Origin of the sequence: uncultured Imperialibacter sp., assembly GCF_963974565.1 — a bacterium.
GTDB lineage: Bacteria > Bacteroidota > Bacteroidia > Cytophagales > Cyclobacteriaceae > Imperialibacter > Imperialibacter roseus.
The window spans coordinates 19,177-42,352 of sequence record NZ_CAXBCJ010000028.1 but is presented as its reverse complement, the minus strand read 5'-3'; the positions used below and the strand labels follow the sequence as shown (position 1 = coordinate 42,352).

17 protein-coding genes are annotated in these 23,176 nt (G+C 47.8%); 11 read left to right on the top strand and 6 right to left on the bottom strand.

The genetic code is table 11. The features are described from left to right. Positions 1–28: 28 nt before the first annotated feature. The 3 genes from AAC052_RS25895 to AAC052_RS25885 all read right to left on the bottom strand — a co-directional run bounded on the left by AAC052_RS25895 (position 29) and on the right by AAC052_RS25885 (position 4,765). Positions 29–1,573: an amidohydrolase family protein gene (locus AAC052_RS25895; RefSeq protein WP_339816058.1), complete on the bottom strand. Its 1,545-nt coding sequence runs from the start codon at positions 1,571–1,573 to the stop codon at positions 29–31. Between the two features lie 44 nt (positions 1,574–1,617). After that, the gene (locus tag AAC052_RS25890; RefSeq protein WP_339816057.1) at positions 1,618–2,070 is read right to left on the bottom strand and encodes a hypothetical protein; all 453 of its coding nucleotides are present in this window, start codon (positions 2,068–2,070) and stop codon (positions 1,618–1,620) included. A gap of 103 nt (positions 2,071–2,173) precedes the next feature. Continuing rightward, positions 2,174–4,765, bottom strand: coding sequence for a tetratricopeptide repeat protein (locus AAC052_RS25885; RefSeq protein WP_339816056.1), 2,592 nt, complete (start codon positions 4,763–4,765; stop codon positions 2,174–2,176). Between the two features lie 192 nt (positions 4,766–4,957). Between AAC052_RS25885 and AAC052_RS25880 the strand changes: the two genes are divergently transcribed. From AAC052_RS25880 to AAC052_RS25855, 6 genes are all read left to right on the top strand, one after another. Continuing rightward, positions 4,958–6,373 carry a sugar MFS transporter gene (locus AAC052_RS25880; protein WP_317489610.1) on the top strand — a complete coding sequence of 472 codons (1,416 nt, stop codon included), beginning with the start codon at positions 4,958–4,960 and terminating at the stop codon, positions 6,371–6,373. Between the two features lie 92 nt (positions 6,374–6,465). Continuing rightward, the gene (locus tag AAC052_RS25875) at positions 6,466–7,800 is read left to right on the top strand and encodes a Gfo/Idh/MocA family oxidoreductase (protein ID WP_339816055.1); all 1,335 of its coding nucleotides are present in this window, start codon (positions 6,466–6,468) and stop codon (positions 7,798–7,800) included. Positions 7,801–7,823: 23 nt separating this feature from the next. Then, positions 7,824–8,843, top strand: a complete 1,020-nt coding sequence (locus AAC052_RS25870) for a Gfo/Idh/MocA family oxidoreductase (RefSeq protein ID WP_339816054.1) — start codon at positions 7,824–7,826, stop codon at positions 8,841–8,843. 37 nt (positions 8,844–8,880) lie between these two features. Beyond that, complete coding sequence (locus AAC052_RS25865; RefSeq protein ID WP_339816053.1) at positions 8,881–10,353, top strand: sodium:solute symporter family protein; 1,473 nt, start codon at positions 8,881–8,883, stop codon at positions 10,351–10,353. Then, positions 10,343–11,086 carry a glucosamine-6-phosphate deaminase gene (locus tag AAC052_RS25860; protein ID WP_339816052.1) on the top strand — a complete coding sequence of 248 codons (744 nt, stop codon included), beginning with the start codon at positions 10,343–10,345 and terminating at the stop codon, positions 11,084–11,086. The genes AAC052_RS25865 and AAC052_RS25860 overlap by 11 nt, the downstream gene beginning before the upstream one ends. Beyond that, entirely contained in the window at positions 11,086–12,231 is a 1,146-nt protein-coding gene (locus tag AAC052_RS25855) for an N-acetylglucosamine-6-phosphate deacetylase (protein ID WP_339816051.1), read from the top strand. The genes AAC052_RS25860 and AAC052_RS25855 overlap by 1 nt, the downstream gene beginning before the upstream one ends. A 53-nt stretch (positions 12,232–12,284) precedes the next feature. Here AAC052_RS25855 and AAC052_RS25850 read toward each other — a convergent pair whose 3' ends face one another. Continuing rightward, complete coding sequence (locus tag AAC052_RS25850) at positions 12,285–15,251, bottom strand: insulinase family protein (protein WP_339816050.1); 2,967 nt, start codon at positions 15,249–15,251, stop codon at positions 12,285–12,287. A gap of 234 nt (positions 15,252–15,485) precedes the next feature. Between AAC052_RS25850 and trkA the strand changes: the two genes are divergently transcribed. From trkA to AAC052_RS25830, 4 genes are all read left to right on the top strand, one after another. Next, positions 15,486–16,826, top strand: coding sequence for a Trk system potassium transporter TrkA (gene trkA, locus AAC052_RS25845; RefSeq protein ID WP_317489602.1), 1,341 nt, complete (start codon positions 15,486–15,488; stop codon positions 16,824–16,826). After that, a complete protein-coding gene (locus AAC052_RS25840; RefSeq protein WP_339816049.1) occupies positions 16,823–18,283 on the top strand; it encodes a potassium transporter TrkG in 1,461 nt (486 codons plus the stop codon). The genes trkA and AAC052_RS25840 overlap by 4 nt, the downstream gene beginning before the upstream one ends. Positions 18,284–18,298: 15 nt before the next feature. After that, complete coding sequence (locus AAC052_RS25835) at positions 18,299–19,378, top strand: prolipoprotein diacylglyceryl transferase (RefSeq protein WP_317489600.1); 1,080 nt, start codon at positions 18,299–18,301, stop codon at positions 19,376–19,378. A 136-nt stretch (positions 19,379–19,514) separates the two neighbouring features. After that, positions 19,515–20,885 (top strand): AGE family epimerase/isomerase, encoded by a 1,371-nt coding sequence (locus AAC052_RS25830; RefSeq protein ID WP_339816048.1) that lies wholly within the window; start codon positions 19,515–19,517, stop codon positions 20,883–20,885. A 71-nt stretch (positions 20,886–20,956) separates the two neighbouring features. Here the strand turns inward: AAC052_RS25830 and AAC052_RS25825 are convergent, their stop codons facing one another. Next, a complete protein-coding gene (locus tag AAC052_RS25825) occupies positions 20,957–21,724 on the bottom strand; it encodes a DUF6503 family protein (RefSeq protein ID WP_339816047.1) in 768 nt (255 codons plus the stop codon). Between the two features lie 86 nt (positions 21,725–21,810). Between AAC052_RS25825 and AAC052_RS25820 the strand changes: the two genes are divergently transcribed. Beyond that, positions 21,811–22,626, top strand: a complete 816-nt coding sequence (locus AAC052_RS25820; protein ID WP_339816046.1) for a sterol desaturase family protein — start codon at positions 21,811–21,813, stop codon at positions 22,624–22,626. Here AAC052_RS25820 and AAC052_RS25815 read toward each other — a convergent pair. Next, the gene (locus tag AAC052_RS25815) at positions 22,604–23,149 is read right to left on the bottom strand and encodes a hypothetical protein (RefSeq protein WP_317489596.1); all 546 of its coding nucleotides are present in this window, start codon (positions 23,147–23,149) and stop codon (positions 22,604–22,606) included. The genes AAC052_RS25820 and AAC052_RS25815 overlap by 23 nt on opposite strands. Positions 23,150–23,176: the final 27 nt, after the last annotated feature.

Genomic DNA, 23,176 nt, shown 5'->3' with positions numbered 1-23,176 from the left:
CGGCAAAGCCAGTGAACAGCTTTTCCGGCTACTCCCTCCTTAGTAGTTTTCCGGTTCGTTCTTCCGCAAACTCTCCATTGCTTCTCGCCAGCTTACCATTGACCAAAACAAAATCGACACCCTCAGTGAGGTGGTGCGGATGCTGGAAGTCGGCCTTTACCTTGACGTTAGCCGGATCGAAAATTGCGACGTCAGCTTTGTAGCCCACCTTCAGTAGCCCTCTGTCTTTCAGCCCGATTACTTCAGCGGTTTGTCCGCTCATTTTATGAACGATTTGTTCAAGCGTAAAATAATCACCTTTCACAGTGTAAGTCTCAATCATTTTACCAAAGCTGCCATAGCCTCTCGGGTGTCTCATGCCAGGGCTGCCGTCGGACGACACCACCACATAGTCGCTTTTCATCAAAGCCACCTGGAGCGAATCGTTCATCACAAAATAAGCCGCACTTGCTCCCCTCGGCCCAATATCATCAATCAGTATGTCTTCAAACGGTTTGTCGAGCTCTTTTTCAAGGTCGGCCAGCGTTTTTCCTGCATAGGGAGCTGTGCCGAAGAGGGTCGCAGCCGGCCCATTTCTTTGAGCAATCTTATTTCGCAGAAACTCCTCCAATTCACCCCTTCTCGTCTTTTTAACCTTGTTGAAATTGGCCGGAGGAATAGCCCAGTCGGGGAACACAATACCGATGCCTGTGAAGCTGGCCATGTAGGGATAGACATCAGCGCTTACCCTGTAGCCAAGCAATTCATACTTCGCAAGAATGGAAGTAATTTCCAGGGCTCTCTTGGCCCCCTCGCCGTATACAGACTTGAGGTGGGACACGTGCACAGGAGCCCATTGGCCCAGGCTCAAAAACTCATCTAACGAGTCCTCCAGCTTGTCGTTGTCTTCGTTGCGAATGTGTGCCATTAACACACCCTGGTAGCTGCCCACTATTTTTGCCAGCGCCTGCAATTCCTTTTCTCCTGAGTATCTGCCTGGCACATACTCCAGCCCCATGGTCAGGCCGAAGCTACCCAATTGAAGCTGATGATCCAGTTCAGTAGCCATCATCGCCATGTCCTCCTCACTTATCACCTCGTCAAACGGTGTTTCTATCGCCATTCGCAATGAACCATGACCAGTGAACGGAGCAATATTAAGTGCCGGCCCAACGCTATCGACAGAAGCCTGCCATGCGCCAAACTCACCCTCTGAATCACTTGACCCATCCTGCCCCAGGCAAATGGTAGTAACCCCCTGGGCAACAAAGTTGTAAAACTGAGGTGTTTTGATGGGGTCGCCATGTGCGTGAGCATCGATAAAGCCAGGCGTAACCACCTTACCGTTGGCATCTATCTCAAGCGTGGCAGTTCTGGTGGAGTCCAGCTGACCAATAAAAGCAATTGTGTCGGCTTGAATGATGATTGACGCTGGATACCCGGGCTTGCCTGAACCGTCCACCACCAAACCATTTTTTATAATGACGTCAAATTTCTGAAGTGCCTGAAGATTTTCGGGCAATGAGCTTCTGGTGGTACACGAATGCAATACAGCGCATGCAAACAAAATCAGCAACGCTCCTTTAAACTTCATTTCTTATAACATTCGAGTTTCATCAAAGGAAGTGGAACCCAAGCTTAGAACCTGAACAACCGAGCTGATTCTGACCAGGGGATTCTTGAAAGAATCAGTATCAATGCGATGCCGAAAAATATTGCCTGAAGCTTGAATTTCTTCTTATCAACAGAAGTTTTCTTCACCCGGATACTTCCAATTTGGGCGACGATCACGGCCACTATCATTATTGAGATATGTTCAACAGCCCAATATCTCACAGCACCCACTTTCATGGCGATCTTCATATTATCCATTGCTGTAGTAGTGATGGGGCTATATACGAAATAAAGCAGCAACCCAATCAGCAGCTGAAGGTGAAGCGTTCCTATCAAGGAGGTCGTCAGTGTCTTGTCCTTTTTTAAGTATTCCTTGCCTCCATTCATTCCGCCAAGGGAGTTAAAAAGCACGACAGCAAAAAGAATAAGGGTGACCCAACGAAGCCAGGAGTGAGTAAAAAGAAGTATTTCGTACATTATTCGAGTTATTTGGCGGAAAGGTAATTACTATTTGCCTATAGATCAAAAAAGTAGTGTATTGCTGCGACAGGCCGCCACGCAACATGGGCCATCAGATCATTCAAGCTGACACTGCCTGCCCGGAGTCCACACAGTCCGGAATTTCGACGATAAACCTGCTCCCTTTGTCATAAGCTGTTTCTACACGCACCGTGGCAGACAGCTTTTCAGCGGCCTTCGAAACGATATAGAGGCCAAGGCCATTCCCTTTCGACTTCTCAGTCGCTTTGAAATACATAGCAAAAATGTTCATTTTATGGTCGTCGGGAATTCCATGGCCATTGTCTTCCACTTCAATCACCAGGCTGTCTCCCTTCAGGTAAGCATTGACTTTTACATATGGTTCCGATCTGCTGGAGAAATTCAAGGCATTCTCAATAAGGTTGTCCATAATGATTGAAACAAGTACGGGATACGTGGTAATAGCCCCTTCCACCTGAACATTCAGGATGACATCAACACCCAAATCCTCTATTTCTTGCGCATGTTTTTCGAGGCAGTTTTCAACAAGATCCCGCACAATCACATTTTTATAGGACAACTCCATAGCTCCTATGTCAGATATGGACTGCAACTTATACAGCATCTTGTCCAGGTTCTCGGCAGTCACCCTCACCATTTTGAACAATTCGATGGCTTGCTCGTCTTTGACAGTAATTTTGGCAACATCGGCCAGGCCCATCAGCGTTGTAAGTGGCCTTCTGAAATCATGCGATGATCTGTAAAAAAAGGTGTCGAGCTCAGCGTACGCTTGCCGAAGCTGACTCGTACGCTCATTTACTTTTTGTTCCAGATTGTCATTGGCATCCGACACGGTAAGGTTTGCCTCTTTCAACTGGCTATTGACCAGGGCAAGATTGGTTTGCGTTTGATTGAGCTTCCGGTATAGGAATATCATAATTGCTACAAACACGGAAACAACAAAAAGGAAAAAGATTGCAATATAAATCTGCAACTTCTGATCTCTGATTTCTGCATTGCGAAGCTGCAAAAGGTTTTCTTGTAACACCCTTTGCTTTTTCAAAGCTTCAATCTCGTTTTCTTTTTGCCTGAGATCATATGTCGCCTGCAATTCCGCTATTTTGGCCGTACTTTTGTCTGTAAAAATACTATCATCAAGCACTTGATATTTCTTTCCGTAATCCAGCGCCAATTTGAAATTGCCCTTTGCTTCGTGGAGCAAAGAGTACATATGATAGGTGTTTCGCAGAGAAAGTTTTGAAAAGACCTTACTGTCCAATTCGAGCGCTTTGTCCAAGAAGTCTTCCGCCTCATTGTATCTTTTCAATTTCATCAGCAACTGTGCCGCCCCTCTGTAGAGATAGGCAAAACTGAGCGAATTTTTTATCGGTTTGGCTTGCTCGATAGCCACCATTAGTTGGCCCAGCGCTTTTTCATTTTCACCAAGTTTTTCTAAAGCAAGCGCTTCATTAAATATTGTAGCCACCACACCTCTGGTGTGGTTAATCTCTCTTCTTATTTTTAGCGATTTCTGAAACTCCCTGATTGACTCCCTGTATTTTTCCTGGAGAAAATAGACAAGACCAATCGTGTTTTGCACATACGAGATGCCATAGGCACTACCCAATTTTTCATTTAGCTCCATCGACCGCCTGGCGTACTCCATTGCAAGATCAAGTTTTCTTTCTTCCTTGAAGACCCACGCAATTTTCGCATAGATCATGGCCGTTTCTGCTTCGAGCCCGATAGCCTCACTAATTTCCAGTGCTTTGAAAAAATACTCAAGCGAAAGGTCAAACTCACCCAGATTTATATAAACATCTCCAGCCTGGAAATAAATTTTTGCTTGCTGTGCCGGATAGTAGTAGGCTTTAGTAATTTCCATAGCGCTTCGGATCCTTTCCAAAGCCTCTAGAAAGTTTCCACGTTGGTGGTAGAATTCAGCGTGCTGCAAATCGCATTTTATACGGTGGTACCTGTCTTTTAACAACTCTGCAATGGAGCACATTTCATTTAGCGCAGCCTGCGACTTATCAAATTGTAGCACGTTGCTGTATACCTCTCCGAAAAGTGCCAATAGCTCCAGGCGACGATAGTCAATTTGCGACGAATCAATTAGCCTGTCGGCACTGTCCAGATAGACGATGCCTTCCTCATTTCGCCACTGGTTTATAGCAATTCTGGCCATTCCAAGGTAAACCCTTGGCAGCCAATAGGAGTTAGTTTCTTTAGCCAGAGGAAGAGTTTGTTGAAAAACACGTCTCGACTCAGAATATTTTGCGGTTGCAGTCAGGCACTCCCCAATTAACGCCATTGCATAAACGTCATTCTCCCGGCTACCGGCATCTTCAATGGCCAACGATTCATCAAACTTAACAATTGCTGAATCGTACCTCCCTCCTCCATAGAACCCAAGACCGACAAGCAGAGTGGAATATTTAACTCCTGATGAGTAATTTATCTTTTTGCCAAGCGCCAGTGCTTGCTGCGCATAAGAGATTGCAACCGTATCGTTGAAGTCAAAATAATTGTAAGATAGCTCATTCATCAAGTCTACTCGCTTCTGACTATCAGTCTCGATCGTTAGCTTATTAATCAAGTCCATTCTCAAGCTGTCGGGAGCAATAATTGCCCGGACATTAAAGCTTAGCGCAAGCAGACAAGCAGCAACTATGTATTTAGGTTGGGTCAAAATGTCTCCAGGGTGATTAATGGATTGGATAATTTACCAAAAAAATATCAATTTTAAAAGTGCGGGGGCGACAGAGCTACTGATATGCCCCCCGACTTAACTGCGATTCAAATTCAGCTTATGTACATTTGATAATCTTCTCAGCAAAACAGTATATTAGCCCACTTTTGCAACACCTAACAAACTACCATAGTGGCTTCAATCTCCGTAAATTCTACTTCAGGCACATCTCAGGGAGCACCCTCCGGCGGCCAGCTTCAGGCTCAAATTTCGCTCTTCTCACTATTCTTCATGTGGGGTTTTATCACCTGCCTTAATGATATCCTGATTCCTTATCTGCGGGGGGTATTCACACTCACCATCTTCCAGGCAACACTTGTGCAGTTTGCCTTCTTCGGCGCCTACTTTCTCGGAGCTTTGTTTTACTTTCTGTTTTCGGTGCGATTTGGCGACCCTATCAACCGCATTGGATATAAAAATGGAATCATTATCGGGCTGGTTGTGGCTGGTGCTGGCTGTTTTCTTTTCTATCCGGCAGCCATATTTCTACAGTACGGTTTATTCCTCGGCGCCTTATTTTGTCTGGGTTTGGGCCTCACTATGCTGCAAATTGCCGCCAACCCATATGTCGCCTTGCTTGGCAGGCCAGAATCCGCCAGCAGCCGCCTAAACCTGGCACAAGGGTTCAACTCATTCGGAACAACCATTGCGCCGGTCATTGGGGGCTTCTTCATCTTTCAGTACTTTGTAACCGATGCCTCTGCAGGTGAAGTGGCAGTGAAAATTCCTTACATCGTATTGGCCAGTCTTTTCTGGCTCCTGGCTGTGGTTATCTTCTTTATCAAACTGCCAAAATTTGCCAATGAAGATGTGATCGAAAAGGGAGCAAAAGTACTTGGCTTCAGTCATTTGAGAGGAGGCATCTTTGCCATTTTTGCCTATGTGGGTGCTGAGGTAGCTATTGGTAGTCTGCTCATCAACTTTATGGGGCTTGAAAACATTACTGGGCTGGAAGAAGGGGCTGCCAGCAAATTGCTTTCCTTCTATTGGGGCGGGGCCATGATTGGTCGCTTCATGGGGGCTATTATGATGAGCGACAAATCTACGGCCGGTAAGAAACTAGTGGGCATGTTTGCATTAGGTGTTGCCGGCTACGCCATTGTTTCACTCATCGCTGGGGTCGACTTCATGGACTCGTTACCCTATCTAATTGGCCTGGCACTGAACTATGTTATCTTCATGATCTTCGGTGCACATCCTAACAAAGTGCTGGCTGCTTTCTCTTTGTCAGCGATTGTGTTGCTGCTGATTGCTGTGTTCATGAATGGGGCCATATCTATGTGGGTGTTGCTGTTCATTGGCCTTTTCAACTCTATCATGTGGTCGAATATCTTTACTCTTGCCATCAAAGACTTAGGTCGATACACCAGTCAGGGCTCTTCGCTGCTTGTAATGGCAGTGCTGGGTGGCGCTGTGGTGCCACCGGTTCAAGGGCTTTTGGCCGATGAGTTTGGCATACAAATGTCCTTCCTGCTTCCTGTCGTTTGTTACATCTACCTGTTCTATTATGGATGGAAGGGCTATGAAGTAAAACAAAAGGGCACCTAAGCCTGCTTTGCATGGTCAACTGCTTGATAAACGGCCATGATTTTGGATGACCTTTTCAGTATATTGTTGACATCTACTAATACTACAATATTATGTCAGCAAATCAGAACAGAAGAGACTTCCTGAAAAAAACCACGGCAGCCAGTGTTGGCATTGGCTTGCTGGGCAGTAATGGCTACAACGCCTTTAGTACACCAGCCAGCGACAAGCTGGTGGTTGGCATTATGGGTGTCAACTCACGAGGCTCTGCACTGGCGACGGGGTTCACCAAAACACCAGGGATAGAAGTCGCCTACATCTGCGATGTGGACGACAATGCCATGGCCAATGGGCTGAAAGCCGTAGCAAACGCTGGCCAGAAGAAAGCCCCCAAAGCTGTCAAAGATTTTCGCAAAATACTCGATGATAAAGGGGTGGATGCGCTGGTCATCGCAGCGCCCGACCACTGGCATGCACCAGCCTCACTACTGGCACTAAGTGCGGGGAAAAATGTTTACGTAGAAAAGCCCGGAAGCCACAACCCTTATGAGGGAGAAATGGTCGCTTCGGCTTCGATGAAATATGGTAAGGTTGTGAAAATGGGCAACCAGCGCCGTTCGTGGCCTTTTGTGGCTGAAGCACTTGGAGAGCTCAAAAACGGTATCATTGGCAATGTGTACCTGGCCAAAGGCTGGTATGCCAACACCCGTGCTTCTATTGGCTATGGCAAAGTAGCCCCGATTCCCACCGGCCTCGACTACGACATGTGGCAGGGCCCGGCACCACGAATGCCCTATAAAGACAACCTCATTCACTACAACTGGCATTGGTTCTGGCATTGGGGCACCGGCGAGCTGCTCAACAACGGCACGCACTTCGTCGATTTGTGCCGCCTGGGGCTTGGCGTGGAATTTCCAACAAAGGTTAGCTCACAAGGCGGCCGGTATGCCTACAAAGACGACTGGCAAACACCCGACACACAGATGACACTGTGGGACTTCGCTGGCAACAAAACAATCTCCTGGGAAGGGAGAAGCTGCAACGGCCACAAGCTCGAAGGTGAATCCGCCGGTGTTTCCTTTCATGGAGAAAATGGAACTTTGGTGATTGACGGCAACAGCTACGTGGTGTATGACAACCAGGACAAGCTTGTAAAAAGAGCGAGTGCCGAAACCACAGGCAAACCACTGGATGCCACAGGGCCGGGCTTCGACCTGGATGCTGATCATATTGCCGACTTCTACAAATCCATCAAAGAAGGTAAAACGCCCGTTTCAGATTACAAAGATTCCAGAAAAAGTGTGTTACTCTGCCACCTCGGCAATATTTCCCAAAGGGTGGGCCGGTCATTGAACTGCAATCCTGAGAACGGAAATGTGATTGGTGCCGATGAAGCCATGGCCCTGTGGAAACGCAGCTATGAGCCGGGCTGGGAACCAAAAGTTTAACTTTCACGAAAGACTTCCTTTTTATGACACCCCTCAATAGAAGAACATTTTTAAAGAAATCAGCCGTGGCCGGCGTTGGTTTTGGCATTTTAGCCAACGAGGCTGTAGCCTTTAGTCCCGACCAAACAAAGCCAGTGCGGGTTGGTATTATCGGCCTCGACACCTCGCATAGCGTGGCTTTTACCAAACTACTCAACGACCCGGAGGTGGCCGCTGACCTGGCTGGTTACCGGGTAGTGGCAGCTTACCCCCATGGCAGCGCCGATATTGAATCGAGTGTGAGCCGCATTCCAGGATACATTGAAGATGTGAAAAAGCTGGGCGTAGAAATCACCAGCTCCATCAAAGAGCTACTCGAAAAAACCGACGTCATTCTCCTTGAAACAAATGATGGGAGGCTTCACCTTGAGCAGGCCAGGCAAGTAATCAAGGCGAAAAAGCCCATGTTCGTTGACAAGCCAGTGGCAGCCTCGCTTAAAGATTGCCTCACCATTTACAAAGAAGCGGAAGCAGCCGGAGTTCCCATCTTCTCTGCCTCCTCACTTCGTTATATGAAGGACGCCAATGAGGCCAGAGAAGGGAAGCTCGTGGGCAAGGTACAAGGGGCAGACACTTACAGTCCGGCACATTTGGAGCCTCATCATCCCGACTTTTTCTGGTATGGTATTCATGGAGTGGAATCGCTTTTTACCGTGATGGGAGCAGGCTGCAAAGAAGTGACCAGGACGCAAACACCCGACACCGACATGGTGGTTGGTGTATGGAACGACAACCGGATTGGAACATTCAGAGGGATGCGCAAAGAAAAAACTGGTTACGGTGGCACCGTCTTCGGCGAAAATGGCATTGCGCCGGTTGGGCCTTACGACGGATACCGACCCTTGCTGGTGGAGGTCATCAAGTTCTTCAAAACAGGAAAAGCACCGGTTAGCCCGGAGGAAACCCTGGAGATATACGCCTTTATGGAAGCCGCCGATGAGAGCAAACGACGTGGTGGCAGCAAGGTGACCCTGGCGGAAGTAATGAATAAAGCGAGAGGTTAATGACAACAGAATCCTTTCACCCTAATCAACCGCTACTTTGCAACTAAGCACTCCTGACTTTATCGTAATTGGCCTATTCTTCGTGCTTATGCTGGTCATTGGCCTGTGGTCGATGGCCAGGAACAAAACAGCCGAAGACTATTTCGTGGCCAGTGGCCAGCTGCCCTGGTGGCTATCGGGCATTTCGCATCACGTTTCGGGCTACAGTGGTGCCGTATTTGTGGCGTACGCCAGCCTCGCCTACACGCACGGGTTCTCTATTTATGTATGGTGGGCCTTTACTATCGGCATTACTGTTCTTCTGAGTGCCCGGCTATTTCCCGTCCTCTGGGTGCGGCTGCGAAAGCGGCTGCAGATACAGTCGCCGCTGGAATACCTAACGGTTCGCTACAATCTTCTCACTCAACAAATCATGGCCTGGAGCGGGGTGCTGTTAAAGCTTTTTGATGTGGGTGCCAAGTGGACAGCCATCGCTGTGTTGCTCAACGTTTTTACGGGGCTTCCGCTGATTTATGGCATTCTTATTTCCGGAGGTGTTTCTCTCATTTACGTCACCTTCGGTGGCCTGTGGGCAGTAATAATCACAGACTTCGCTCAGTTTATTGTGCAAATTTTGGCTGGTCTTATTATGCTAATCATGGTCGTTCGGCACCTGGGCGGATGGAATGAGATTCTCACCTTTTGGAACGACCTACCAGAAGGCAACAGTCAACCTTTTAATAGTCCATATACTGTTGGTTTTGCACTAGCGTTTCTTTGTATCAATTTCCTCAGCTACAACGGCGGCACCTGGAACCTGGCCACCCGCTACATTTCGTCACCGGATGAAACCCAGGCCAAAAGAGCGGCCTACTTGTCCGGCAGTCTGTACCTGATCTGGCCCTTGATTTTGTTCCTCCCAATGTGGGCAGCACCTCTTATTTTGCCCGGCCTGCAAGACCCAAGTCAATCATATGGATTGCTAACACTAAAGCTCCTACCCGCTGGTTTGGTGGGCCTGGTGGTGGCGTCTCTCTTTGCCAACACCATGACCATGACCTCTTCAGACATTAACACCATTTCGGCGGTGCTCACCCGAGACATACTGCCTGTGCTATCAAAGAGGTTGAAAGAAAAGCGGGCTTCGCTGGTGGTAGCCAGAGCCACCACCTTCATCTTCACGCTGATGACACTGGTGGTGGCCTCCCAAAACGAACGATTTGGAGGCGTGTTTGGTCTTATTGTCACCTGGTTTGGCGCTTTGGTAGGCCCTATTGCCGTGCCCATGTTGTTTGGCATGTTACCTGTGTTCAGGCACTGCGGGTCTTTGGCTGCAATTGGATCAATTGCGGCGGGCTTTGTTACTTTCATTGTCACCAAGAACATTGAAATCACCAGCCTGGCACTTGCTGTGGCCTTGCCATTGATTGTATCTTTATTTGTGTTTATCGGCTTCGGGCTGCTGAACCGGAGCAAACCGGTTTCAGAGGCTGTTAGCGGTCTGTTAAAATCGTTGGAGCATGAAGGTTAAAGTATACAAAAACAGAACGGAGATGGGGGTTGCTGCGGGGAAGGCAGTAGAACTAGAGATACTGAACCTACTGAAAAAACAAGACGAAGTACGGATGATATTTGCCGCTGCTCCTTCACAAAATGAGGTGCTGGACTTTCTGAAAAAGAGTGAATTTATTCCGTGGCAAAAGGTGGTGGCTTTCCACATGGATGAGTACATCGGGTTGCCTGCCGGATCGCAGCAGTCTTTTGGCTACTTCCTGAGTAATCATTTGTTTGACCATGTCCCTTTAAAGCAAATCAACCTCCTCGACGGAAACGGAGGGGACAATGAACTAGCAAGATACACCCAACTTTTGGCTGAGAAACCCATTGACATCGTCTGCCTGGGCATAGGAGAAAACGGTCACATTGCCTTCAACGACCCGCCCGTGGCTAATTTCAACGACCCGGAAACAGTGAAGGTGGTGAAATTGGATGTTCCGTGCCGGCAACAGCAGGTCAACGACGGGTGTTTCCCATCTTTCGACGCCGTGCCTACGCATGCACTTACGCTTACTATTCCCACGCTGATGGCTGGAAAGAATCTGTTTTGCGTAGTGCCCGGATTGAGCAAACGAAATGCCGTGACCGATGCGCTGATTGGACCTATTTCTACAAGCTGCCCGGCCTCTATTCTGAGAAACCACGGCGGCTGCCAGCTTTTTCTCGATCCTGATTCCTTCGGCGAAAACTACATTCCATCTGCTTGATGAAAGAAGCGTCATTTATCGAAGCTATCGACTGCCTTAATGGTCGCCACGTAACAGTGAATGCCATCAACGGAATATCGGCTTTATCAAAATCAAGTTCCGTGTCTGACCAGGTTTTGTTTGTGGGGCCAGGCCTTGTGGACCTCCAGGTGAACGGCGTTAACGGCATCGACTTCAATGATACCTCTCTAACCGCAGACGATCTTTGGAATGCAGCTAAATACCTGTTGAGCCAGGGCGTAACCACTTTCTTCCCTACTATCATTACCAATTCCGACGAAAACATTTGCCAACTGCTGGCCACCATCAACGAAGCCTGCCGTCATCATGATTTGCTTGGCCAGTGCATTGGCGGCATCCATCTTGAAGGGCCTTTCATTTCGAAAGAAGAGGGGGCCAGAGGGGCCCATGATAAAAAATATGTGAAAGCACCAGACTGGGAGCTGTTCATGCGTTTTCAGAAAGCTGCCGGCAACCGGATCAAGATGATTACCCTTTCCCCTGAGTGGGACAACTCGGCAGCGTTTATTTCCAGCGCAGTAAAAAGTAGAGTGCTGGTGTCAATAGGTCATAGCCTGGCTTCACCCGAACAAATTCAAAAAGCAGTTGACGCCGGGGCCACCATGTCAACACATATAGGCAATGCGGTTCCACTCATGTTGCCCAGACACCCCAACATCATTTGGGAGCAACTGGCACAGGATAGGCTCTGCCCGAGCATTATCGCAGACGGTTTCCATCTTCCCGATAGCTTCATGAAAGTTGTCATGAAGGCAAAAGGAAAAAACTGTTTCCTGGTAAGCGATGCCACCCTATTTACTGGCATGAAGCCTGGTGTTTACAACACTCATATTGGTGGCCAGGTGAAGCTCGAACCTAATGGTCGACTGAGTATGGAGGGTGGAAACGGACTGCTTGCCGGTGCCGCCATGACATTGCTTCAGAATGTGGGATATCTGGTAACACATCAAGTGGCAAGCTTAAGCCAGGCCTGGAAAATGGCATCGGTCATTCCAGACAGCCTGATGAACATCTACAGAGAGCCCAATAAAATAGCCTGGGAAGACGCTGTTATCTTTACTTTTGAGGAAAAGATTGCAATTCAAAAGGTCTACAAGTGCGGAGCATTGGCTTTTGAAACATAAAAAACCGGAGCTCCCGACCAGGCTGGCCGAAAGCTCCGGCAATCAAAAATGCTTTACTGAATATTAATCTTCTCTACTTTGTCATAGCCAAATAGCTCTTCCAGGGTCAGCTGCTTCACTTCACCATATTGCTGAAGGCCTTTGAAGTCGATCTTGTCCTTGTCGCCCAGCACCATCATGTTATACTTCTTCCCTTTCACATACTGCTTCTGAAAGGCTACCACATCCTCCATGGTCATGGTCGGAATCTTTTCATAAATATCTTTTCTGATATCGTGATCCAGCTCCATATCCCTAGCACTCTCATAGTTAAAAAGCTTGCTCCAGCGGGTGATGCGCTCGCTCTCGATCTGGCTCATGATCGACTTTTTGGCAGTTGCCAAACCAGTCTCTGACTCAGGAAGGTCCTCAATGATATTGAGCAAAGCCGGCACCGCCTGATTTTGCTTGTCGGCCTGTGTGCCCACGTAAGCAAAGAAGTGATTGTTTTTACCCACCTCATCTGCTGTGGAATAGTTGGCCCAAACCGAGTAAGCCAACCCCTGTGCTTCTCTTATCTCCTGAAAAACAATAGAGCCCATGTTGCCGCCAAAATACTCATTGTAGAGCTCCGTTTCAGGCATCAGGTTCACGTCGAATTCTTCGCCCCTGGTTAAGAACAGTATTTCTTCCTGCACCATGTCATAATCGGCCCAAAAAACTTTTGGCTTGTCAACTTCCTGCTTGGCGAACTCCTTCGGCTCAGGAAGCGGTAACATGGTTTCAGGCAGTTTGTGGTTCGTATTTAAGATGGCTACGAGCTTTTTTGACTCTACCGGGCCATAATACATCACTTTGTGAGTGGTCTTCGTGAAGTTCCGGGTAAGATCAAGCAGCTCCTCCGAATTGAGATTCATCAGGTCCGTGTTCGACACCACATTGGTGAATGGCGACTGAGCACCATAGAGTCCGTAGTTCATCAGTCCGCTGAAAAGTATGGCTGATTTGTTCTTTTTCTGGTCTTCTCTTTCTTTCAGTATCCTGTCTTTCAGTTTGGCAAGTGCCTCCTCGTCCGGCTGGGCATTGGCCAGCAAATCCTCAAAGATCACCATCGCTTTTTCCATGTTTTCAGAAAGGCCCGTTAGCATTACATAGCTTTCTTCGGCAGAAGAAAATACCGAGAAGTTGCACCCCAGTTTGAAAAGCTCCTTCTGTATTTCCTCGGCTGTGTAAGTCGGTGTGCCTACAAACTCGAGGTAGTCAACAGCTACTTTTATTTTCGGGTCGATATTCGTACCAAAGTCTGCCTTGTAGTATAGCCTGAACAAGTCGTTCTCATCATTTTGCGTGTAAAGCACTTCCAGGTCATTCTTCATTGTCAATTTCTCAATGTCCTTGTCGTAGTCCACAAACAATGGCTTCAACTTCGGCGGTTCACTATTGATAATCGCTTCATGAAAAGGTGATTTGGCCTCCCTGTTGAGCTCCACTTTGGTGATCTCCGGCTTTTCCACCTGCAGCGCATTCGGATCCTTGCCCGTCCGCTTGTAAACGAGCGCATAGTTGTCGCCAAAGTTGGCTTTGGCGTAGCCCATCACGTCTTCCTTTGTCACTTTCGACATCCGGTCGAACTCCGACACAAAGTCGCCCCAGGGCATGTTGCTGGTGAAAGCCACGACCAGGTCGTTGGACCTTGCCCAATTGTACTGGTGCTGATTGAGCTGGTTCTTTTTCAAGTCATTCACCACAGCAGAAATCAGCCAGTCATCGAAGTTTCCTGTTTTGATTTTCTCAAGCTCCTCCAGAAAAAGGTCTCGAAGCTGATCAAGCGTTTGGCCATCTTTGGGGCTTGCCATCAGCACTTGCATGCTGTAGTCGTTCATGTCGTACACGAAGGTGGATGCCTCCAACACCTTCTGCTGTTTCACCAGGTCGAGGTCTACCAAACCAGCCTGACTATTGCTCAGTATATTGTCGATGAGTCTGACCATGATATAGTCTCTACTCGACCTCCCTGGCAACCGGAAGCCCATCATGATGCGTTCCGCATCGGGCCCCAACACCTCTGTCACAATTGGCGCTGTGAGAGGCGCTTCCTGCACTGGCGTCCATGTGGGCAGTGTTTCATTAGGCTTCCAGCTTCCAAAGTATTTGTCGATCAATGTGATGGTGGCATCGAGGTCCAAATCACCACTTAGGCAAATGCCCACATTGTTGGGGACATAGTATTTATAGAAATAATTTTTGATCTCAGTAATGGAGGGGTTCTTAAGGTGATCAATAGTACCAATCACCGTTTGGGTACCGTAGGGATGCTCTTTAAACAAAGCACTTAGCATCGCCTCAAACCCCTTCCAAATATCGCTGTCAAGGCTGCGATTTTTCTCCTCATACACTGCTTCCAGTTCCGTATGAAAAAGGCGATTGACAATCATTTGAAACCTATTGGATTCAATTTTCAGCCAGTTTTCCAGCTGGTTAGCTGGTATGTCGTTGATATAAACTGTGCGATCATTTGTCGTATAAGCGTTAGTGCCTTTGGCGCCAATGCCCGAAACCATCTTATCATATTCGTTGGCAATGGCATATTTGGATGCTTCAATGGACACCTGGTCAATGATGCGGTAGTGCTTTTTACGTTCTTCTGGGTCGGAAATTTCTTTATATTGATTAAAAAGTGCCTCCACACTGTCGACCAGCACGCTTTCGGTTTCCCAGTCTTGCGTGCCGAAAGTGGCCGTGCCCTTGAACATCATATGCTCCAGGTAGTGAGCCAGGCCAGTATTGTCGGCCGGGTCATTTTTGCCACCCGCTTTCACGGCTATGGCTGTTTGAATGCGGGGCTCATTCTTGTAGTCACTCAAGTAGACTTTGAGCCCATTGCTCAGGGTATAAATTCTGGTTTTTAAAGGATCGCCGTCAACGTATTCATACGTGAAGCCGCCGCTCTCCGCCTTTTTTATTTCGTAATTTGTTTCCTTGTTTTGCGTGCAAGCTGCCAGGGCCAACAGGCAAATAATAATTCCAAGCTTGGTTTTCATGGATTTTTATTTGGTTAATGAATGAGTATTTGAATGTAGAGTGTTCTGAAAAAAGTAATTTTTGTCACGTGCTAAACCATGAAGATAATATTTTCTGAACTATTATTAGTCAATTAATGTCCCGTACAGACTGGTTCGCACTGGCTCAAATGCGCCACATTAACAATCAAAAGGTTTTACACAGGCTATGGTTTATTTTCTATATTTGCAGTCACTTTTTGATCAGAGTATCAAATGAGAATAATAATAGCAGGGGCAGGAGACGTAGGATTTCACTTAGCAAAGCTGCTCGCCTACGAAGAACAAGACATCATTCTGATTGATCTTGACCAGGAAAAACTAAAGTATGCTGCCAACCATCTGGACGTGGCAACTATCAGGGGAAGTTCGACCTCCTACAGTGTTTTACTGGATGCCAACATAAGCAAAGCAGACCTCCTGATTTCGGTTACTTCCAATGAGGAAACCAATATTGCCACATGCATTATCGGCAAAAACCTTGGTGCCAAGCGCACTGTCGCCCGGATCAGCAACATTGAGTTTCTTCTAGGCAAAGACATCCTCGACCTCAAAACAATAGGCATTGACGAAATCATTTCTCCTGAATCGTTAGCTGCAAAGGAAATCAAACGACTCCTTCGTGAGTCGGCCCTCACCGACACATTCGACTTCGACAACGGCCTGCTTTCGCTTGTCGGCATTACTATCGACGACAATGGAGAGCTGGCTGAGAAAACACTGAGCGAAACCGCTTACCTCAACCCCGACAACAGCTTTACCACGGTGGCCATTTTGAGGAACAACGAGACCATTATTCCTCATGGTGAAAATGCCTTCAAAGCCAATGACCACGCCTATTTTATCGCTCAGCCCGACGGCGTCGACAGGGTAATGGATCTTTCGGGCAAAAAGCGGACAGACATTAAGAATATCATGATACTTGGTGGCTCCAAAGTAGGTATCAACACCGCCAGGCGCCTTTCTAAAAAGTATAATATCAAGCTGATTGAGCAGGACAAGGAGAAGTGCTTTGAGCTGGCCGACATGCTGCCCGACACCCTGATCATCAATGGTGACGGACGTGATATCGACTTGCTGATGGAAGAAGGCATCACCGATATGGATGCTTTTATAGCCGTAACAGGGAACTCCGAAACCAATATTATTTCTTGTCTTGTGGCCAAAAACCATGGCGTGACCAAGACAATTGCCCTGGTAGAAAACATCGACTATATCCACCTTTCGCAGAATATCGGTGTGGATACGATGATCAATAAAAAGCTGATTGCTGCCAACTTTATTTTCCGGTACATCAGAAAAGGAGAAGTGCTCAACCTAACGAGTATTCATGGAGTGGATGCGGAAATCCTGGAGTTTGAAGTAAAGCCAGAAAGCAAGATATTGGCAGATGAATTGCGCAATCTTGACTTTCCTAAATCTGCCGTTGTGGGTGGTGTGATCAGAAGAGGAAGAGGACACACTGTGAGAGGTTCCTTCCGTTTCGAGCCCAAAGATCGGGTCGTTGTTTTGATTCGTCCCGAATGTCTTCATAAAGTAGAAAGCTTCTTTAAATGAGATTCAATGTACCGGTGATGGCGAATATCCTGAGCGTTTTGCTCATTATGAACGGGATATTGATGCTACTGTGTATTCCGATTTCGCTTTCTTACAATGAGGGCGACCTGGCCGGTATATCGCTGGCCAGTGCCATCACACTTGGCACGGGCTTTATGATGTGGTTTTCGACCCGGAAAATCAAAGACAAAGAGCTAAAAAAACGAGACGGCTATCTCATAGTAACGCTGGGCTGGTTTTTGATGTCCCTTTTTGGCTCCCTTCCCTACATCCTTAGCGGCGCCATTCCCAATTTCACCAACGCCTTCTTTGAAACTATCTCGGGCTACTCTACCACAGGAGCCTCCATTCTCACTGACATTGAGTCGGTACACAAAGGCATTCTTTTCTGGCGAAGCCTCACTCAGTGGATCGGTGGCATGGGAATTATTGTGCTAGCCGTGGCCGTTTTGCCTATATTGGGTATTGGCGGTATGCAGCTATTTGTAGCGGAAGCTCCGGGCATTTCTCCTGACAAGCTGCAACCCCGCATCAAGGAAACTGCCAAGCGCCTCTGGCTGATTTACATCGGACTTACCGGTATAGAAACAGTGTTGCTTTGGGTAGGAGGCATGACCTTCTACGACGCCATCAACCATGCCCTGACAACCATGGCCACCGGTGGCTTTTCTACCAAAAACGCCAGCATCGCCTATTACACTTCACCTTTTATACAGTATGTGATTATTGTGTTCATGTTTTTGGCGGGCACCAATTTCACAATGACATACTTTATTTTTAAAGGATACTTCAAAAAGGTTTTTTCCAACGAAGAGTTTAAATACTATGTGCTGTTTTGCTCTTTCAATGCACTCCTGGTGGCGTTTACCATCTATTTTGTCAGCGATTCCTCTTTTGAAAAGTCCTTTCGTGACGGGCTCTTCCAGGTAGTGTCGGTGGTGACAACCACCGGCTATGTATCAGCGGACTACACCTCATGGACACCGTTTCTCACCGTGCTCTTCTTTGTGCTAATGTTCTTCGGTGCCTCGGCCGGTTCCACAGCTGGCGGAGTAAAAATTGTGCGCCATGTGATCCTTTTCAAGAACAGCGTGCTTGAGCTAAAAAGACAAATTCACCCATCGGCAGTTATTCCTGTACGGTTCAATAAAAAGGCCGTCACCCGAGACATCACCTTCAACATCCTGGCCTTTATCATGATCTATATCAGCGTGTTTGGTGTTGGGTCGGTGGTTATTGCCGCCACCGGAGTCGACTTCATGACTGCCATTGGCTCGGTGGCCACCTGCCTGGGTAATATTGGCCCAGGACTGGGTACCGTTGGGCCGGTCGACAATTTCGCTCACCTGCCCGTCGTTGCTAAGTGGATACTTTCGTTTTTAATGCTTGTGGGCAGGTTGGAATTGTTTACTGTTCTTATGTTATTTACGCCCTACTTTTGGAGAAAACACAGTTAAATCAATATCGAAAGAATGCTATCATACCTTATTTGGAATCCCGACCCGGCCATTTTTAATATTGGAAGTTTTGACGTGCGCTGGTACGGATTGCTCTTCGCACTCGGCTTCATTGTGAGCCAGCAGGTGATGTACAAGGTGTTCAAAGCCGACGGCCGGGATGAGAAAGAAGTAGACACGCTTACCCTTTACATGGTGGTGGCCACGATCGTTGGTGCGAGATTAGGGCATGTGCTTTTTTATGACCCGGTGGAATACTTAAGTGACCCCATCAGAATACTTTATATACGAGAAGGCGGACTGGCCAGCCACGGTGGTGCCATCGGCATTTTCATCGCTTTGTGGCTGTTTGCCAGAAAAATGAAGGGCATGTCCTACTATTGGATCCTCGACAGGGTGGCCATTGTAACGGCACTGACAGGAGCGTTTATTCGGTTTGGTAACTTTACAAACTCCGAAATTCTTGGCGAGCCAACAGAGTCCAATTACGGGGTTGTGTTTGCCACGCCGGCGGCAGATTTCCTCAAGCAGTACATTGTTCGCTCTGAAGAAATAGACATCAGCCGCACCACAAAAATCACCAGCGACGTGCCTGGCAGAGCGCCTATCGATGTGCTGGTGAAATACAACGAGGTGCCGGTGGACGAACAGGTAGCCCACAGCTTCTACCAAACAAAAATGCCTACAATTCTCGGCAACTCCGGTTATCTGAGCGAATACATTTGGCACAACCCCGGCGATGGCCTGAAATACGAACTCTACAAAGCCAATGGCACTACCTATGCCGAATTCTACACCTATGGCATTGTGCGGCATCCGGCTCAGCTCTATGAGTCCATTTTTTGCGTGTTTCTCACCATATTCCTCTATTATCTCTGGAATAAAAAGAGAGCCAAAATGCCGGAAGGGCTCCTTTTCGGTATATTCATGACGCTGCTCTTCACGTCCCGCTTTCTGATCGAGTTTGTGAAGGTGTGGCAGGAGGAATTTAATAATCCGCTACCGATCAACATGGGACAAATTCTGTCTATCCCAATGATACTGGCGGGACTGATAATTATCTGGAGGGTGACGAGAAAGAAGAACCTGGCCTAGCATCCTGAAATAAGACCTCATTTTTCCGACCCGCCTGACAATTGTCCGGCGGTGTATTATGCTTTCCCTGTGTGTTCATATGCGCAATAGTCTTAGTATATTCACTTACCTAAGCAATACTCTGACTACAATGACAATGAAATTTCATCTTCCCAAAGCGCTGTTCGCCCCATTTGTATGGCTCCTGTGCTTGTATTCCTGTTCTTCCCCCGACCCCATCCAAAAAGAAAAGCTTGAAATTGCTGATGCAATGGAGAAGTCGCTTACTACCGAGCTGCTCGACAAATGGTACCCGATGGATGTCGACAAGGAAGACGGCGGTTTCCTGAGCAGCCTCACCTATGACTTCAAGCCGGGAGAAAATCAGGACAAAATGATTGTGACGCAGGCCCGCCATGTATGGACCAATGCCAAGGCTTTTCAGCGCTACCCTGAGAAAGCCTATTATAAAACAGGCGCCGAGCATGGTTTCAAGTTCCTTCGTGATAAGATGTGGGACAAAGAAATGGGCGGTTTCTACCAGCTGGTAGACAAACAAGGAAACCCCAAAACCATGGACAAAACTGCGTACGGCAATGCGTTTGGCATCTACGGTCTGGCTGCGTATTACATGGCTACCAAAGATGAGGAAGGCCTGGAGCTGGCAAAGAAAGCTTTCTACTGGCTTGAGGAGCATAGCCATGACCCCGATAAGCTCGGCTACTTCCAACACCTGGAGCGTGATGGCACCCCGGTGGTGAGGCCTGACACCATACCCTCCACCTCTGACCTGGGCTACAAAGACCAGAACAGCAGCATTCACTTGCTGGAAGCAATGACAGAGCTCTACCAGGTGTGGCCCGACCCGCTGGTAAAAGAACGATTGGCCGAGCTGCTCTACCTGATCAGAGACACCATTACCAACCCGAAAGGCTATCTGGTACTTTTCCTCACGCCGGACTGGCAGCCCATTTCTTTCAAAGACTCGACGGAAGAGGTAATCCTTCGCCATCACAACCTCGACCATGTGTCGTTTGGGCACGATGTGGAAACAGCCTTCCTGATGCTTGAAGCAGAGCATGTGCTGGGCGTGCACGACGATCCAAAAACGCTGGCACTGGCCAAAACCATGGTCGATCACGCACTGAGTATTGGCTGGGACAATGAGGTCGGCGGGTTTTACGACGAAGGCTATTATTTCAATGATGGCTTCCGCATTATCCGGGACACCAAAAACTGGTGGGCGCAGGCGGAAGGACTTAATGCACTGCTGATGATGTCGCAGCTATTTCCCGAGGATGAGCACCAATACTATGAAAAATTCAAGCTGTTGTGGTCGTACGTCGACACCTACCTGATCGACCACGAAAACGGTGGCTGGTACTCTGGCGGCCTCGACAAGCAGCCCGACATGAAGCCACGTGGCAAAGGCAATATCTGGAAATCTGCCTACCACAATTTCAGAGGCATGTCGAATTCAGTGGATATGCTGAGAGGGAAGAACTTGCTGGAATCAACGCAGCATTAAAAGGCCAAAGCTGTCATATCGCAGAGCCCAGGTTTAAACCCTGGGCTTTGTTTTATGAAAGTGAGTCACCATCACTTCAAACTCTCCAGTTTCTCATTTTCTATCCTGGAAAGCTCTTTTAGCAACCCCTTTTCAAGCTGTTCGTCCGTTTGGTGAACACTGATGGTTGAATCTATTGGTTCATAATTGACATAATCCTGGAAAAGAATGCCGTCGACAGTCTGTCGGTTGTACGCCTCCCGGAAGCGGATACCTGTTTCGTCGGTATTATAGTAGTAAGCCAGGTAATCCAGCTGATAGGTGTCCTTATCGAACCAGTAAATGAAGACATCTTCGAAGTCTTTACCACCACCCTCCTGCTGGAAAGTGATCTGTACTTTGTGATAAGACTTGCCTTTGATAGTCACCTCACCCAGATATTTTTTTATGACTGCGGCATCGTTGAGGCCGTAGGGCAGGAGAGCGAAGTAGAGTACTGAATTCACTGAGTTGGCATATTTGAATGCCCATTCGTCGGTGAGCTCCACTGTGTCGCCATCCACCGTGCGGGTAAGCCGGGTGCTATTGATTAGCACATCTTCCACATAGCCAATGGAGTCCTGCCACGACCGGGTGTAGACGTATCGGTCAGGAAACCTCTGAACAGTGTAATGCTTTTCCCGGAAGTCGAAACCCACGGCAGCAGATTCGTAGGCAGCGCCGCCATGCTTTGCGATAGCTTTGTCTACGATCTCCTGTGCTTTTGGGTCAGCGTTGGATTGCGCTTGCTCCAACCTGGTAGAACAGGATGTCACGTAAAGTGAGATAATCAGGCTTACGGCTAGTGTATTTCTAAACATTCTTTTTTCTTTCTTAACGGAAACGTTTCGGGTCAAATTTAGTTAAGTAGTTATAGTCTTGCAGCAGACAAACCGTATTTCTTCCAGTGGACGAACGACTTCAAATCATCGACTTTAGCCAACCTAAGGAGGTAATAGGTTTCACGCTATTATTATTCCTGATCGTTTTTATCCGTTATGTGATCGTCTCTGCCATCTTTTTTGGAGTCTTCTACCGATTGGGTGGGCAGAAGTTTGCCGCCAGAAAAATATCCATAGGCACCTGGAAGAAAGGTCAGTTCAAAAAAGAAATCATTTATTCGGCCCTTACCTCATTTGTCTTTGCCCTCTCAGGCGTGGGCATGCTGTGGGCATGGCAAGCCGGGAAAACAGCCATTTACACTGATCTCTCAACCTACGGTTATTGGTATTTGCCCGTTAGTTTGCTCATTGCTCTGTTTATACATGAGACTTACTACTACTGGGCGCACAGGCTGATGCACCTGCCGGGGCTCTTCAAAGCCGTTCACAAAACGCACCACGAAAGCCTGATTTCCTCTCCGTGGACTGCATTCTCTTTTCATCCGTGGGAAAGTCTGCTTCAGGCCATCATTGTGCCGTTGATCGTGTGGTTTCTGCCCATGCACATCTATGTCATCCTTGCCATGTTAGTGGTCATGACGGTGAGCGCAGTTGTGAACCACCTTGATATTGAGATTTTTCCTCAGAATTTTGATCAGCATTGGCTGGGCAAATGGCTGATTGGTGCTACCCATCACAGCCTGCACCATTCGGAGTTCAACACCAACTATGGATTGTACTTCACCTTTTGGGACAAATGGATGCACACCGAAAGCGGGAAATACGAAAGGCTTTTCAGAGAAAAAACATCAAAAAAAACTAGCGTGGCCTCTCACCAATAAAGGTGACGCAAGGGAAGGAATTCCACGAACATGGTTTGTGAAAAGTAACACTCAGTGGCTCATTGGCCTCCGCCGAAACCTCAAACACCAGGTTGGCTTCTGCCACCCATTTATCCAGGCAGGCTTTATCCACAGCCGTATAATTCTCTGTCTTCTCAGCAAAATTCGACATCATGTAGTTGTACGAGGCTTTGTCCACTCTTTTCTCGTCTACCATTACATAAAACCCTGGTTCCAGGTTGACCGAAAACTCCCCTCTTTCGTCTGCCGTCACCTCAGCCACCACCGGTGCCTCCGGGTCGTTGGCCTTTCCTGACTTTATGTAAATGACTTTCCCGGCAAGTGGTTTTGGTATTTTCATTTGGGCCAACCTGTCTTCACTTGGCGCAGCCCCTCCGCAATACGACTGCGTTTCGAATACTGTGCCTGTGACGACAACGGCATTTGATTGTTTTGCCGCCGGGCGTTTGCAACCAAAAATAGACAGCGCTAACGCCAGGGAGAGAATTTTGAAGAATTGCATGGCCTCAAGATACTAAAATAGATCGCT

Bases quoted from the DNA above. Each gene is read 5' to 3' on its own strand.
- AAC052_RS25895 (WP_339816058.1), bottom strand. From the start codon at position 1,573: ATGAAGTTTAAAGGAGCGTTGCTGATTTTGTTTGCATGCGCTGTATTG.
- AAC052_RS25890 (WP_339816057.1), bottom strand. From the start codon at position 2,070: ATGTACGAAATACTTCTTTTTACTCACTCCTGGCTTCGTTGGGTCACC.
- AAC052_RS25875 (WP_339816055.1), top strand. From the start codon at position 6,466: ATGTCAGCAAATCAGAACAGAAGAGACTTCCTGAAAAAAACCACGGCA.
- AAC052_RS25870 (WP_339816054.1), top strand. From the start codon at position 7,824: ATGACACCCCTCAATAGAAGAACATTTTTAAAGAAATCAGCCGTGGCC.
- AAC052_RS25860 (WP_339816052.1), top strand. From the start codon at position 10,343: ATGAAGGTTAAAGTATACAAAAACAGAACGGAGATGGGGGTTGCTGCG.
- AAC052_RS25855 (WP_339816051.1), top strand. From the start codon at position 11,086: ATGAAAGAAGCGTCATTTATCGAAGCTATCGACTGCCTTAATGGTCGC.
- AAC052_RS25850 (WP_339816050.1), bottom strand. From the start codon at position 15,251: ATGAAAACCAAGCTTGGAATTATTATTTGCCTGTTGGCCCTGGCAGCT.
- trkA (WP_317489602.1), top strand. From the start codon at position 15,486: ATGAGAATAATAATAGCAGGGGCAGGAGACGTAGGATTTCACTTAGCA.
- AAC052_RS25840 (WP_339816049.1), top strand. From the start codon at position 16,823: ATGAGATTCAATGTACCGGTGATGGCGAATATCCTGAGCGTTTTGCTC.
- AAC052_RS25835 (WP_317489600.1), top strand. From the start codon at position 18,299: ATGCTATCATACCTTATTTGGAATCCCGACCCGGCCATTTTTAATATT.
- AAC052_RS25830 (WP_339816048.1), top strand. From the start codon at position 19,515: ATGAAATTTCATCTTCCCAAAGCGCTGTTCGCCCCATTTGTATGGCTC.
- AAC052_RS25825 (WP_339816047.1), bottom strand. From the start codon at position 21,724: ATGTTTAGAAATACACTAGCCGTAAGCCTGATTATCTCACTTTACGTG.
- AAC052_RS25815 (WP_317489596.1), bottom strand. From the start codon at position 23,149: ATGCAATTCTTCAAAATTCTCTCCCTGGCGTTAGCGCTGTCTATTTTT.